The sequence below is a fragment of the Ekhidna lutea genome (assembly GCF_900188325.1).
Classification (GTDB): domain Bacteria; phylum Bacteroidota; class Bacteroidia; order Cytophagales; family Cyclobacteriaceae; genus Ekhidna; species Ekhidna lutea.
In genome coordinates, this window is record NZ_FZPD01000004.1 from 542,721 (window position 1) to 557,671 (window position 14,951).

At 40.9% G+C, this 14,951-nt stretch carries 12 protein-coding genes; 9 read left to right on the top strand and 3 right to left on the bottom strand.

The annotated features are described in order from the left end of the window. The first annotated feature begins 462 nt into the window (after positions 1 to 462). From dapF to CHB71_RS13610, 4 genes are all read left to right on the top strand, one after another. Complete coding sequence (gene dapF, locus CHB71_RS13595; protein ID WP_089357463.1) at positions 463 to 1,233, top strand: diaminopimelate epimerase; 771 nt, start codon at positions 463 to 465, stop codon at positions 1,231 to 1,233. A gap of 95 nt (positions 1,234 to 1,328) precedes the next feature. Then, entirely contained in the window at positions 1,329 to 4,682 is a 3,354-nt protein-coding gene (secA, locus tag CHB71_RS13600; protein ID WP_089357464.1) for a preprotein translocase subunit SecA, read from the top strand. After that, on the top strand, positions 4,664 to 5,158 hold the full coding sequence (locus tag CHB71_RS13605) for an SPOR domain-containing protein (RefSeq protein ID WP_144017428.1): 495 nt from the start codon (positions 4,664 to 4,666) through the stop codon (positions 5,156 to 5,158). Before secA ends, CHB71_RS13605 begins: the two co-directional genes overlap by 19 nt. Continuing rightward, on the top strand, positions 5,151 to 6,341 hold the full coding sequence (locus CHB71_RS13610; protein ID WP_089357466.1) for a M20 metallopeptidase family protein: 1,191 nt from the start codon (positions 5,151 to 5,153) through the stop codon (positions 6,339 to 6,341). The genes CHB71_RS13605 and CHB71_RS13610 overlap by 8 nt, the downstream gene beginning before the upstream one ends. Here the strand turns inward: CHB71_RS13610 and CHB71_RS13615 are convergent, their stop codons facing one another. After that, complete coding sequence (locus CHB71_RS13615) at positions 6,342 to 7,511, bottom strand: porin (RefSeq protein WP_089357467.1); 1,170 nt, start codon at positions 7,509 to 7,511, stop codon at positions 6,342 to 6,344. It abuts the gene before it with no gap. A 224-nt stretch (positions 7,512 to 7,735) separates the two neighbouring features. Here CHB71_RS13615 and CHB71_RS13620 point away from each other — a divergent pair, with 224 nt between their 5' ends. Genes CHB71_RS13620 through CHB71_RS13635 form a run of 4 tightly spaced genes read left to right on the top strand, consistent with a single transcriptional unit; the run spans position 7,736 to position 11,358 of the window. Further along, positions 7,736 to 9,454: a Na/Pi cotransporter family protein gene (locus CHB71_RS13620; RefSeq protein ID WP_089357468.1), complete on the top strand. Its 1,719-nt coding sequence runs from the start codon at positions 7,736 to 7,738 to the stop codon at positions 9,452 to 9,454. Further along, positions 9,451 to 10,623, top strand: coding sequence for a Na/Pi symporter (locus CHB71_RS13625; RefSeq protein WP_245811289.1), 1,173 nt, complete (start codon positions 9,451 to 9,453; stop codon positions 10,621 to 10,623). The genes CHB71_RS13620 and CHB71_RS13625 overlap by 4 nt, the downstream gene beginning before the upstream one ends. A gap of 23 nt (positions 10,624 to 10,646) precedes the next feature. Then, positions 10,647 to 11,006 (top strand): phage holin family protein, encoded by a 360-nt coding sequence (locus CHB71_RS13630; protein ID WP_089357469.1) that lies wholly within the window; start codon positions 10,647 to 10,649, stop codon positions 11,004 to 11,006. Beyond that, on the top strand, positions 10,984 to 11,358 hold the full coding sequence (locus tag CHB71_RS13635) for a hypothetical protein (RefSeq protein WP_089357470.1): 375 nt from the start codon (positions 10,984 to 10,986) through the stop codon (positions 11,356 to 11,358). The genes CHB71_RS13630 and CHB71_RS13635 overlap by 23 nt, the downstream gene beginning before the upstream one ends. Here the strand turns inward: CHB71_RS13635 and CHB71_RS13640 are convergent. Both CHB71_RS13640 and CHB71_RS13645 read right to left on the bottom strand, forming a co-directional pair. Further along, a complete protein-coding gene (locus tag CHB71_RS13640; protein ID WP_089357471.1) occupies positions 11,355 to 12,269 on the bottom strand; it encodes an AraC family transcriptional regulator in 915 nt (304 codons plus the stop codon). The genes CHB71_RS13635 and CHB71_RS13640 overlap by 4 nt on opposite strands. Before the next feature lie 114 nt (positions 12,270 to 12,383). Next, entirely contained in the window at positions 12,384 to 13,523 is a 1,140-nt protein-coding gene (locus CHB71_RS13645) for an acyl-CoA dehydrogenase (RefSeq protein WP_089357472.1), read from the bottom strand. Positions 13,524 to 13,835: 312 nt separating this feature from the next. Here CHB71_RS13645 and CHB71_RS13650 point away from each other — a divergent pair, with 312 nt between their 5' ends. Beyond that, complete coding sequence (locus tag CHB71_RS13650; RefSeq protein ID WP_089357473.1) at positions 13,836 to 14,780, top strand: hypothetical protein; 945 nt, start codon at positions 13,836 to 13,838, stop codon at positions 14,778 to 14,780. The last annotated feature ends 171 nt before the right edge of the window (positions 14,781 to 14,951 follow it).

Genomic DNA, 14,951 nt, shown 5'->3' on the forward strand with positions numbered 1-14,951 from the left:
GGGATTTTTTTTGAAAGTCTCTTCCATATCCCCTTGCGAAGCGACGTAGGAGCTAGACTTGGGGATCTCAAAACAAAAACTTCACTCAAAGATTCCCATGATTCGGATTCCCTTCTATCATCCTCTCAAGGGAATACGGCATTTCTTTCATGGCTGTTGATGTTCGATAATCATAGACGTTTTTGTACTTAACCACAACTTAGAAAGTAGTGAGATACTCCCTGTGGTAAAACCCAATAGTCAAAATCACCCTTTTCTTTGCGGTTAACCTCTTATTCTCCGTGGTTACCCCCTTTCTGCAACAACCTTTGTGCACTTTGTGTCTCCTCCGTGCTCTCTGCGGTTACTCTCCTTTTCTTTGTGGTTCAAAAAAAACTCTGTGTACTCTGTGGTTACTCTCATTTTTCTCTGCGGTTAAGTCACGCTGTTTTCTCTGCCGTTAAATCAAACTAAATTCGCTTTATGAAGCTAAACTTCACAAAATATCAAGGGACAGGCAATGATTTCATACTGGTTGACGACAGAGAACAGTCTTTTCCACAAGACATATCCATAATCAAAAATCTATGCGATAGACGATTTGGTATTGGGGCAGATGGATTAATCCTCATTCAGGATCATCCAGAACTGGATTATCGCATGATCTACTTCAATTCCGACGGCTCCCAAAGTCTGTGTGGCAATGGATCAAGATGCGGCTTTGCTTTCGCACAATCCCTCAACATCACTCGAGAACATGCTACTTTCGAAACCACAGATGGCATTCATAAAATAAAGAGTGAAAATGGAATAATACACTTTCAGCTTTTTGATGTTTCAGAAGTGAATCAACTCAACGATCAGGAATGGTTTGTCAACACAGGCTCGCCGCATCACATCGTTCTAAACGAAGACGTAGCAGCATTAGACATTGTCTCAAATGGAAGGCAAATCCGGAATCTACCTGAATATTCCGGCCAAAATGGCACGAATGTCAACTTCGCACAACTTTTGCAGAATGGTGTGAAATTGAGAACCTATGAAAGAGGTGTCGAAGATGAAACACTAAGCTGTGGGACTGGTGCAACTGCTGTAGGTATTGTTGCTGGAAAATTGGGGTACAAAAGCCCGGTTTCCATTCAAACCAAGGGCGGTGAACTTAGCGTTTCTTTTAAATATGAAAACGAAAAATTCATAGAAATTTGGCTTGCAGGTCCCGCTGAAAAAGTGTTTGAAGGAAGTGTGACAATCTGACCTCTCTTAAGGTAAACAATTATAACTTTAAGGCCTTTAAAAGGCTAATTTTGGAAACAGATGACTTACTGAAAGTCTACAAATAATAATTTTCAATGCTACACTCGATTACGAAGGGATTCGCCAAAATATTTGGGACGAAAACGGAAAAAGACTTAAAGGAACTAACCCCTTATGTTGGTCTTATTAATACAGAATTTGAAAAGCTTCGAAACATTTCAGATGATGAGCTTAGAGGGAAAACTGCCGAACTGAAAGGCATCATTAACGACCGCCTGAAAGATATTGACAACCAAATCGCAGAGCTTCATTCAAAGGTGGACGAGGATAAATCACTTGATGTTCATCAAAAGGAGGAAATATTCGCTCAGATTGACAAACTAGAAAGCGATCGAGATGAAGAGCTGGAAAAAGTGCTAATGGAGATTCTTCCATTGGGCTTTGCTGTAGTAAAAGAAACAGCCAGACGATTTGCGGAAAATGAAAAAATCGTGGTAACCGCCACTCAGCATGATAAAGAGATTGCGGCTAAAAAAGATAATGTAGAGATCAGCGGAGAGACTGCTACCTGGAAAAATAGGTGGAACGCTGCTGGAAATGAGGTAGTATGGAACATGGTTCACTACGATGTTCAGCTAATCGGTGGAGTTGTTTTGCACCAAGGTAAAATTGCAGAGATGCAAACGGGTGAAGGTAAAACTCTGGTTGCTACGCTACCGGCATACCTCAATGCCCTTGCTGAAAGAGGCGTTCACATCGTAACCGTAAACGACTACCTGGCCCGACGGGATGCTGAGTGGAATGCCCCAATTTTTGAGTTTCACGGCTTAAAAATCGACTGCATCGACAATCACCAGCCAAACTCCCCTGAAAGAAGAAATGCCTACCTGGCAGACATCACTTATGGTACCAACAATGAGTTTGGTTTTGACTACCTGCGTGATAATATGTCCAGAAGCCCGGAAGAATTAGTTCAAAAGAAGCACCATTATGCGATGGTGGATGAGGTCGATTCTGTTTTGATTGATGATGCTCGTACACCATTGATTATCTCCGGCCCTATTCCAAAAGGTGACGAGCACGAGTTTTATGATTTGAAACCAAGAATTCAACGACTGGTAGATGCTCAGCGAAAAATGGTGGGTGATTACCTGAATGAGGCTAAGAGACTGATCAAAGAAGGTAAAGAAGGAGAAGCCGGACTTCCACTCTTTCGTGCATTCAGAGGATTGCCTAAAAACAAGCCACTCATCAAATTCATGAGTGAAACGGGTATTAAGCAAATCCTTCAAAAGACGGAAAATATCTACCTGGCAGACAATCAAAAGCGCATGCCAGAAGCAGATGAGCCGCTTTACTTCACGATAGATGAAAAAATCAACAGCATTGACCTAACTGAAAAAGGAATTGACCTGATCACAGGTGAAGGAGAAGATGCTAACTTCTTCATTCTGCCAGATATTGGAGACGAAATCGCCAAGTTGGAAAAAGATGAAGAAACATCCGAGACAGAAAAGCTTCAAAAGAAAGAAGAGATCATCCGCGACTATAATATCAAAGGTCAACGCATTCACTCTGTAAACCAGCTGCTTAAAGCATACTGCATGTATGAAAAGGATACGGAGTATGTGGTAATGGATAGCAAAGTGAAAATCGTAGATGAGCAGACTGGTCGTATCATGGAAGGCCGTCGCTATTCTGATGGACTTCACCAGGCTATTGAGGCAAAAGAAAATGTAAAGGTCGAAGATGCAACGCAAACCTACGCGACCATTACTTTGCAGAACTACTTCCGAATGTATCACAAGCTTGCCGGTATGACTGGTACAGCTGAAACAGAGGCTGGCGAATTTTGGGATATCTACAAACTAGATGTAGTAGTGATTCCTACGAACCGACCAATTGCGAGAGCAGACGAAAACGATAAGGTGTACAAAACCATACGTGAAAAATTCAACGCTGTAGCAGAAGAAGTAGTGGAACTAACACAGGCAGGAAGGCCAGTTCTTGTTGGTACCACTTCCGTGGAAATTTCTGAACTTTTGAGTAGAATGCTCAAGATGAGAAACATCAACCACCAGGTCTTGAATGCGAAACAACACGCCAAAGAGGCAGATGTGGTAGCAGAAGCTGGTAAGCCAGGAGCTGTAACGATCGCAACCAACATGGCTGGTAGAGGAACGGACATTAAGCTCTCTGCGGAGGTGAAAGAAGCAGGAGGTCTTGCCATTATCGGAACGGAAAGACACGAATCCCGACGGGTAGACAGGCAGCTAAGAGGACGATCTGGTCGTCAGGGAGATCCGGGATCATCCCAATTCTATGTTTCACTCGAGGATAACCTGATGCGACTTTTCATGTCGGATCGAGTTGCTAAAATTATGGACCGTCTCGGACTTCAGGAAGGGGAAGTGATCCAACACTCAATGATTACCAAATCGATCGAACGAGCGCAGCGTAAAGTAGAAGAAAACAACTTTGCGATCAGAAAGAACCTCCTCGAGTATGATGATGTGATGAACAGTCAGCGAGAGGTGATCTACAAGCGAAGAAGAAACGCATTATATGGAGAACGCCTTGAGCTTGATATCTTGAATATGTTGCTTGAGACGTGTGAGGACATAATTTTCAATGCAAAAGGAACGAATGATCTTGATAGTCTCAAGCTAAATGCCATTTCCATTCTTGGGCTTGATTTCCACATCACTCAGGAAGAGCTTGAAAAAGGAGATGAGAACACGCTTGTTGAAAAACTCTATGATGAAGCACTAAAAAGCTATCAACAGAAAAACCAAATCATCAAGGACAAAGCACTTCCAATTTTAAAGCAACTAAATCTGACCAGAGGAGCAACTTTGGAGAACGTTTTAGTACCATTTACTGATGGTAAAAAACAGATTGGAACATCGGTTAATCTAAAGGCTGCTGTAGAAAGTGAAGGTCAGGAAGTAATCCTTGAAATGGAAAAAATGATTGCCTTGGCCACTATCGACCTGCTCTGGAAGGAGCACCTTCGCGAGATGGATGACCTACGGCAAAGTGTAAGAAATGCACAGTATGAGCAGAAAGATCCATTATTGATCTATAAGTTTGAAGGCTTTGAGATGTTTAAGCGGTTTGTGGGTAAGGTGAATGAAGAAACCATTTCATTCTTGATGAAAGCTGAAATTCCTGTAGAGCAGGCCGACGATGTGCAAGCTGCTAAAGCCCAGCGAACTGCAAGAAATTACAAAGAGCAGAAAGAAGAAAGCAGATCAGCTCTGGCTGGTCCGGAAGGTGGAAACCGACCCCCGGTTCAGTCGCATAGCCAGCCGGTGCAATCGCAGAAAGTGGCTGGAAGAAATGAACGTGTAAATGTGCAATATGCAGATGGCTCAGTGAAAAAAGATGTTAAATTCAAAACAGTGGAAGACGATATCAAGAACAATAAATGCGTACTGATAGACTAATCATATTATTACTCATTCTGGCTGCTTGTAAGGCTTCCAAACCTACTTCAACAAGTAAGTACTCGGAGGATTTAAGCATTCATCGCCCCGATATGGAAGTAGCGGTAGATAGTTCCGGTACTACTCAGAAAGCAAAAACTGAGGCCTACACCCCTCTTACAGGACACATCAAACAAGAGCTGGACAGTATCGGCAGGGTGGCTTATTTAGAAAATAAAGAAGGAAAATATGTAGATGGTTTTGTATTGCTGGTATACTCAGGGAATAGCAGAGAAGAAGCCAACCAGGCACGCTCAAAGATGTACGAATTTTTTCCTGAGCTGGAACCAAAAGTTTCGTATCACCAACCAACCTTCCGCGTAAAGGCCGGTCGATTTACAAACCGATTAAAAGCGAATCGAATTCATCGGGAGGTTAAAGAAGAATTTCCGCGAGCACTATTAATCCCGGAAAGATTCCTACAAACATATGAGTGATCTCATCCAAAAAATAAAGTCACTCTCAGATGCCTATTTTGAAGAAATCCTTGAAATAAGAAGGCACATTCACAGCAATCCTGAATTGTCTTTTCAGGAGCACAACACTGCAAGTTTTATAGAAGAAAAGCTCAAAAGTTTTGGCCTCAAAGACGCACATCGAATTGCTGAAACAGGTGTAACCTTTTGCCTTGAAGGAAAAAAGCCTGGAAAGACCATCGCATTACGAGCAGACATTGATGCCCTTCCAATTACAGAAGCAAATGATGTTCCTTACAAATCAAAAAATGAAGGAGTGATGCACGCATGCGGACATGACGTTCACACCTCAAACCTGCTGGGGGTTGCGAAAATTCTTTCCCAGCTGACAGATAAGTTTGAAGGAACCATTAAGTTCATCTTTCAGCCCGCAGAAGAAAAATCTCCTGGAGGTGCTTCAATCCTTATCAAAGAAGGAATACTTGAGAACCCAACCCCGGAAACCATTTTGGGACAGCATGTAATGCCACTCATACCTGAAGGAAAAGTTGGTTTTCGCTCCGGAAAATACATGGCTAGCGCTGATGAAGTCTATTTGACTGTCAAGGGCAAAGGCGGTCATGCTGCCATGCCAGAGACTTTTGTAGACCCGATCGCGATTGCCAGTCAGATTATCGTATCTCTTCAGCAAATCGTTAGTAGAATCGCAAATCCGAAAATTCCATCCGTGCTTTCGTTCGGTAAAATAGCCGGAGGAAACGTCAACAATGTAATTCCCGACGAGGTGAAAATTGATGGGACTTTCCGCACATTTGATGAGGACTGGAGAAAGGTAGCTCTTCAGAAAATCAAAGATATCTCCACCTCAATTGCCAGCTCAATGGGAGGATCTTGTGAGGTTCATATCGCCTCCGGTTATCCTTTTCTAGTAAACGATGAAGCCTACACCAAAAGAAACGTAGAAGCAGCAAAAGCCTACATGGGAGAAGAAAATGTCGTAGAACTTGATCTCTGGATGGCGGCAGAAGATTTTGCGTTCTATACCCATCAAGTGCCCGGCTGCTTTTACCGACTAGGCACCAGAAATGAAGCAAAAGGCATCACTTCCGGTGTTCACACCCCTACTTTCAATATTGACGAAAACGCCCTGAAAACAGGAATGGGATTGATGGCTTACCTGGCCATTAATGAGCTAAATAATTAATTAGAGTGCGATCTCTGTTTGGAATCTGAAGATTAAATATTCTGTGGTCTGACCAGGGAATGTTTGATAGCTAATGTCACTCTGAAATTTCAAATCATGGCCTGAAATATACCGTGAAACTCCCAGTGTGAATTCTCTTTGATCAGCAAATACTGTCTGATTGCTATCTGCATCAATATCGGTAAATCTGCCTGCGATTTCCCAGTTTGAAGGAAATAAATAACCAGCCTGGAAGACGAAACCTCCTCCGGTACCGAACAACCCTTCCTCATTATCTGCTGAACGAAGTGCGAATTCTGACATGGCTGATATACCATTATACTTAAACATCATGTCAGCTATAAATGATGTTAGGTCCTCTGATATGTAGTCACCTTCTGCATTCTCTACAAAGCCGCCAAGATTGCCTCTGGATCTCACAGCGTTTGTGTTCAAGTCACCCGTTAGGCCAATTGAGAGTTTTGGGGTTGCCTCTCTTTGAATATCAGAACCCACATAATCACCTTTTCCTTTGAATCCACCCATTGGTAAAAACTCTAGTCGACCAGTGATTTGATACCCGTAATCCGGGTTTCTGGCAATTACATTTCTCCCTTGCCCAAGTGAAACAGCTAAAATTTGTCTGAATTTATCATCGCCGCTTTTATGTCGTAACTGGACTCCAACATCACGGTCCAAATTATATCTTGAGTTAACCAAACTACGATCAACAAATTGGAGGTTTTGAGATGAAATTACTCGCTCTCTGTTTCCGGGGAGTTTGGTTTGACCCCACCACACATGCCAGTTCTTAGCAAAATTCCATTTAACAACAGCGTCTAAAACAATATTGGCAGTATTCCCGGACTCAGCATTGTGGCCACTGCGTTGATCTCTGTTCGAAACAGCTAGCTCAAGCTTATATACAACACTGGGATCGATTGCCCACCCATCAAACTTTAGCCGGGATCTTCTCACCATCATTGCATCCTCATATACATCGGTATTCAGATTCAATCGGCCATCGTACAGCGTTTGAAATCTAAAACCGAATTTGAGAGAGAAAGTAGAATCCTCTGCTATGAATCTAAGTCGTTTGCCCCATGAACTGGATACGGTATCCTGTGCATTACTTGCCTGAATCAGAATCAACAAAAGCAATGAGAAAAATGACTGTTTCGAAAAATTCATAATTTTTTAATGATTAATTCAATTAAGCCGCAATAATAGTGACTATTTGTTACCTCAATATTTTCTTAATGTTAAACACATAACATTACGATAACCTACAATATGCGGTAAAAGTGAGATTTACCCCTTGTTGGAGGGGTATAAATCAACACTCAGATTACACAATTTCTTAACATACACGAAACATTTCTCCAATAACTTTGCGGTTACTAAAAATGTAAATCATGCAGTACGGACTATTAGAGTTTTTAAACTTAATCGGAGCACTAGGATTCTTCATCTATGGGATGAAAGTAATGAGTGAAGGCATACAAAAAGTAGCCGGAGCGAAAATGCGGAACATCCTAAGCTCGATGACATCCAATCGATTCAAAGGCGTTTTCACCGGTTTTACGATTACAAGTCTTGTTCAGTCTTCATCGGCAACAACCGTGTTGGTGGTGAGCTTTGTTAATGCAGGATTATTATCATTAACAGAATCTATTGGTGTAATCATGGGGGCCAATATCGGTACTACCATAACTGCATGGTTAATCTCAATTGTAGGGTTTAAAGTAAAAATTGCTTCCTATGCACTACCTATTATAGCGATAGGCTTTCCATTGATGTTCTTTAACCGGGAACGTCTTAAGTTTTGGGGTGAAGTCCTTGTAGGATTTGCATTGCTATTTATGGGGCTTGCATTACTCAAGGATTCAGTCCCTGACCTGAAAGCAAATCCGGAAATACTCGAATTCTTGAGCAGGTACACGGACCTGGGATATTTATCTATACTACTCTTTGTACTTATTGGAACTGGACTAACAGTTGTCGTACAATCATCAAGTGCAGCTATGGCACTGACATTGGTTATGGCTAATAATGGATGGATTCCATTTGAGCTCGCAGCTGCGATGGTACTAGGAGAAAACATTGGTACTACCATCACTGCTAACCTGGCCGCATTGGTTGGTAATGTCCATGCTAAAAGAGCGGCACTTTCCCATTTAATCTTTAACCTATTTGGGGTGTTGTGGATTCTAATCTTAATAAGGCCAGCGTTAAGCCTTGTTGACTGGTATCTTGTATCTAGTGGCTCTGAATCACCGTTTGTGACTGCAACAAGCATTCCTATTGCGCTTTCCATTTTCCACTCAACTTTCAATATTTTAAATACCCTCTTTCTAATCTGGTTTGTAAACTTTATTGCTAATACAGTGATAAAAGCCATCAAATCAACTGGTGAAGATGAATTCTCACTGGAATACATTAGCACGGGAATGATGAACACAGCAGAGCTTTCCATTGAAGAAGCAAGGAAAGAGACCGTTCGGCTAGGAGAAATGACACAGAAGATGTCTAAGCAATTTCAAAATTTGATTGTAGAGGATAAGCCTAAAAAGCAAAAGAAATTACTCAAAAAAATCAGGGACTATGAGATAATGACTGACCGAATGGAGCAGGAGATTACAGAATATCTCATGAAAGTAACTTCGTCTGGAACGTTGAGTGATACCAGCTCAATTAAAGTAACCAGCCTTTTAAGTGCTGTCAATGATCTGGAGCGTATCGGTGACATCTTCTTCCAAATGTCACGTGATGTGGAGCGTATCCTGAAAAGCGAGAAAAAATTTAAAGGTAAGCAGGTAACTAGTCTGCAGGAAATGATGGATTTAATTGATCAGGCGCTCACAATCATGGTTGAACATTTGGACTCAACAAGTAAAACAAGCTCGTTAGAGCCTGCCATGATCGTTGAAAATAAAATTGACAGTCTTAGAAATGCTTTGAGAAAAGACCTGACTAAGGACATCAAAAAAGACAAGTTTGATCCACAAAGGGACGGATGGTACAAGGATCTTTTCCACCTATGTGAGAAAGTTGGTGACCATGCAATTAACGTCTCTGAAGCCATGACTGGAGAGAAGGAACGAGTACTAAAGGAAGAATTGGAAGTTGAATGATAAGAAATCTTTTCTTGTCTGCTGAAATGAATAACAGTAGTTATCAATCTATAATCTCCAGGACCCTAATCATTGCATTGTCGATATTACTATTTCTAATGTCGATTGAGCTAATGGGGGTGTCCATTGGTGCGATTACCGGTGGTTTTGCAGAAAGCATTTCTGCAGTTACCGCTAATCCATTCATTGGGCTTTTCATTGGGTTACTTTCTACTGCATTACTTCAAAGTAGCTCAACTACGACATCCATTGCCGTTGCTGCAGTAGCCTCTGGTGCAATTAGTCTTCAAAATGCGATCCCTATTGTGATGGGTGCCAATGTTGGCACAACCATCACCAGCACCATTATTTCTATGAGCTACATTTCTAAACAAAAGGAGTTTAGAAAAGCTGTAGCAGCAGGAACTTCGCATGATTTTTTCAATATACTAACGGTGCTTTTTCTCTTCCCGCTGGAAGTCAACTACCGTTTTTTAGAACGAATAAGTGCTTTCATTTCGTCGAATATCCATGTTTCTGGACGATCGGGTGTTGGTCAGGGTGCCTATGGGTTTTCTTCCATTTTTGATACGTGCACGACCTGGCTGGTCACGAACCTTGGCCCGATCATTACACTTGTTTTAGGTATTATCCTTTTGTTTGCATGCATCAAATTTATCTCGAAATGGTTGTACAAAATCCTCATTGGAAAGACCAAGGATCGATTTGAAAATGTAGTCTTTAAAAATAGATACCGGGCTTTCGGATGGGGATTAGTCATTACCTCTATTGCTCAGTCCAGTTCGTTGACTACCTCACTGATTGTGCCTCTGGTGGCTACCGGTAAGGTGAAAATCAAAAAAGCTTTCCAGTTTATTCTTGGGGCTAATATTGGTACTACCATCACTGCTTTACTAGCAGCAATATTTCAATCTGAAGCTGCTATCAGTTTAGCCTTAGTACACCTGCTATTCAATCTCATTGGAGTCATGGTTTTCTTCCTCATTCCTGTTTTAACTAAAGTTCCGGTGTACCTGGCTAAAAAGATGGGATTGGTAACCATGCGGATTAGGCTGGTTGGTTTTGCCTATATACTTGTTGCCTTCTTCCTGCTTCCTTTCACGCTGATTTATTTTTCACAGGTTATGGAAAAATCCGGAGATCCTGTTGAAATAAGATCAGAAGATTAGCTTTGTGATCAAATACTGATTATATGGCTTCCTCTGCAAAAAAGGTGATTGATAACATTGTTGAGTTCATTGAAATAAAAACGGAGCAAATAAAGCTTCGAATTATTGCGCGAGTGGCTCGCATGCTTTCCGGCGTAATCGCTGTTTCCATGATTGGCCTGTTTGCCATGTTCTTCATATTCTTTTTGAGCTTTGCTTTTGCTGAGATGATCAATCATGGATTAGATAGTACCTATTTAGGTTATTTAATTATTGCAGGAGCCTATCTGCTTATCATTATATTAGTCCTATTATTAGTGAAATCACGAAAACTACAACGCTGGATAGAGGTAGCGATTGTTAAAATGGAAGAAGCCCGATATGAGCAAGAAAGAAACAATTGAGGACAGAGTAAAATCACTTTCTGAAAAAGAAGAGAAGCTTAAGCTACAACTCAGCAACGACTCTGATGAAGTAAAAGGCAAGGTGCTCAGAGTTGGTAAAATTGCCTTAATAGCAGGAGGTGTTGCCCTTCTGGGCTATTGGGTTTTCAATACGATATTTGGTGAAGAGGAAGATGAGGATGTGAAACCCAAAAAGAAGAAGAAAAAAAGGAAAAACTCTGACACGGGCACTTCCAGGTTGACCGCTTTATTTCTTCCATACCTAAGCAAGTATTTAGAGACTATTTTAGGTGATGAACCCGGGAAGGAAAATAAGAAGGAAAACGATTCGATTGAAAAAGAGGAAAACTAAACATTCATCAACGACTCCCTGCGGCGCATCTTACCTGCAGGAATCCCAAACATCATTTTAAATCGCCGACAGAAATAAGCTGTGTCTTTGTAGCCCACCTCTTTGCCAATATCCCGAATGCTTTTTTTACTGGTCCTTAGCAGATTTACAGCTGCTTCCATACGCTGGTACTCGATATAATCCTGCGGGTTAATACCAGTCAGCATTTTAAAATATTGTCCTACGTAATCTTCCGACACATTCGCCACATTGGCTAATACTTTATTAGAAAGATCATCACTTAAGTTTTCTTTGATGAAAGTGAAAATATCTATAAGGCGGGGATCCTTAAAGTAAGTGCTATTGGTTGCAAGCTTTTCTACAAAAAGGCTGTTATTCAATATGTACCTGATCAGCTCTATCGTCATGTTCTCTGTCAGCACCTTCACAATACGATCTCTTCCGGGCATGCTCGCTTTTACCTCATCATTGATCTGCTTTATCAGGCCGGCAAGTTTATAGTTTTCTTCAATCTTGAATGGAGGGATATCCAGTGAAGAAAAGAAGTTTACCGAATCAAATGCCTTTGCATCAAATGCAACGTAGCTATAATGCTCGGTACTAAGTGAATGTTCACCAAAGGATTTAAGAAATTGGTCTTTATTTGTCAGAAAGTCGTCTTTTGAGAGAATTGTGGCCGAGCCAGATCCATAAGTCATTGAAATAGGCCTGCCTCCTGGCACGAAAATTACATCCCCTTCGGTTGCAGTCTCTTTCTCCTTGCCAAATTTGATTTCTCCTCCTGTTACCAGGATTAAGTAGTTCTCTACTTCATAATTATTGTCGATCGTAACCGGCTTTAAAATATTAATATTTCTAGCCTTGACAAATCGAATTTCAAGGGACTCTATGATTTTGTTGTAATCCTCCATTTATGAATAAAGCTGGTTAATCTATTAATAAATAGTAAAATAATAGGACGAATCTAATAATATTCATCCTCAAAACCTAATAAACGGAGATTGGAGCAGATTTAGTCTATTGAACTATTTCAATAAACTCCTTGAAATTACAATTCGTTGGATTTCGGAAGTACCCTCATAAATCTGGGTAATCTTGGCGTCACGCATGAGCCTTTCTACATGGTATTCCTTCACATAACCATATCCACCATGGATTTGAATAGCCTCTACAGTTTGCTTCATTGCCACTTCTGAGGCGAATAATTTGGCCATCGCTCCTTCTCTTGAGAAGTCTTCACCGGCATCTTTCTTTTGAGCAGCATTCAGGCAAAGCAGTCGGGCAGCTTCAATTTCAGTAGCCATATCTGCAAGTTTGAATTGAATAGCCTGATGTTTGGCGATCTCAACCCCAAAAGCTTTTCTTTCCTGGGCATACTTTAGTGCCAGCTCCATTGCTCCGGATGCAATTCCTAATGCCTGAGAGGCGATACCAATACGTCCACCATTGAGTGTATTCATTGCAAAGGTGAAACCAAATCCATCATCCCCTATCCGATTTGCCTTTGGCACTTTCACGTCCTGAAACATGAGCGAATGAGTGTCGCTACCTCTGATTCCCAGCTTATCTTCTTTCTTACCTACAGTGAACCCTTCCATATCCTTCTCTACGATCAGTGCGTTTATTCCTTTGTGCTTCTTCTCAGGATCAGTTTGCGCCATGACTATGTAGTAAGAAGCCGAATTACCATTGGTGATCCAGTTTTTTGTGCCGTTTAGAAGATAATAGTCGCCCTTATCTTCTGCAGTGGTACGTTGTGAGGTGGCATCTGAACCTGCCTCTGGCTCAGAGAGACAAAAAGCACCTATTTTCTGACCACTAGCAAGTGGCTTTAGGTATTTCTCCTTCTGCTCTTCATTGCCATATTTTTCAAGTCCCCAGCAAACAAGGGAGTTATTTACCGACATGCATACAGAAACCGATGCATCAATTTTTGAGATCTCTTCCATTGCCAAAACGTATGACACAGAATCCATTCCACTGCCACCATACTTTGGATCTACCATCATTCCCATAAATCCCAACTCACCCAGCATCTTAATCTGCTCTGCCGGAAACTGCTGCTTTTCATCACGCTCAATTACTCCGGGTAATAATTCTTTCTGAGCAAAATCTCTTGCTGCATCCCTTACTGCTAATTGTTCCTCTGTAAAATTGAAATTCATTGGATTGTCGGATTATGATTATAAGAATTCGGCCGCAAATATATTCATTCGATCGTATTGACTTTGCAAACAATTCCGATATGATATTGTTTTATGCAATATCAAGCTATCAATTCTGATTAGTTCTTAATAAATGAAGCGTTTCATTTACTCAAGCAGAGTAAAAAAATAGTTGTCAAATCACATAACTTTTGAACAAAAAGAAAGTTAGAAGAATGATACTATTAATTTTTTATTAAACTAAACGGGAGACAATCGTGTCTTAGGTTAGTATTGTTTTCTTTTGTAATTACTAAAATCAAATTTAATCTTATGCAAAAATTGAAGAAAAATCTATTATCCATACTTGGACTATCCCTTCTTGTGCTTTTTACCACAAGTTGTGGAGGGGATGATGAGCCTGTGGCAGCAGCTCCTAGTGTAACTGTTTCCGCTTCTGTAAATGGTGAGGCAATCGCATCAGGAGATGAAGTGATCGTTGGCTCATCTGTCACTTTTGATGTTACAGTTAATGCTGAAGGTGGAGTGAATGGCCTGGACGTTAATGGAACATCTTATACCCGATCTCAGCTGAATGCTGAAGCTGGAGATACGCAAGGAACCATCTCAATTACTTCATCTGCAATCACTGAAGCTCAGATAGGCTCTACGCTTGTTTTTGAATTTCAGGCAGTTGATGATCTGGATCAGACGTCTGCAGTTGTAACTTTTGAAGTAAGTGCTATTGCAGCTCCTTCGCCGGACGCAAGGTCTTACTCAGCGGTATTATTACCAGTCCCTACAGGAGATTTCATGAACGAAAACTTCTTCAGTGTAAGTTCTGGAACTAAGTATTCAAGTGATGATGTAACTTCTACAAGTGAGTCTATTTCTCCAACCATTGATTTTGGTTATTACTACGGAAGTTCAGAAGAAGCTTCTATTGCATCTCCAAAAGGATTTGAGTCTACTGTTTTCTCAGCACAGGTTGATGGGTGGTCTGTTAAGAATGCTACAGTATTGAAAACAACTTCAATGACTGCTGCTCAATTTAATGAAACTGCAACATGGGCAGATATTGATGCTGCATTTGACGCAGGAACAACAGATGATAATGGCATAATAACCAATCTTGCTGTTGGCTCTGTACTGGCATTTGAAACTGTTGATGGAGTTCGAGGACTTATTCACATTTCGGCTATTGATCCAGGGTTTGAATCCAATGACTCTATTACTCTAGATATTCTAGCTCAATTAGATGCAACAGCATCTAATTAATAGATTTCTATTTTAAGAAAATAAAAAAGGGACTCCAGAAATTGGAGTCCCTTTTTTTATAATTGTCTTTATGCTAATCCCTATTTCCCAGAAATATCATCACGTAATAAAGAAGGGTCGCAAGCGCACCTAAAGCAGCAACCAGGTATCTTATTGCGCAAGTGTTTTTCA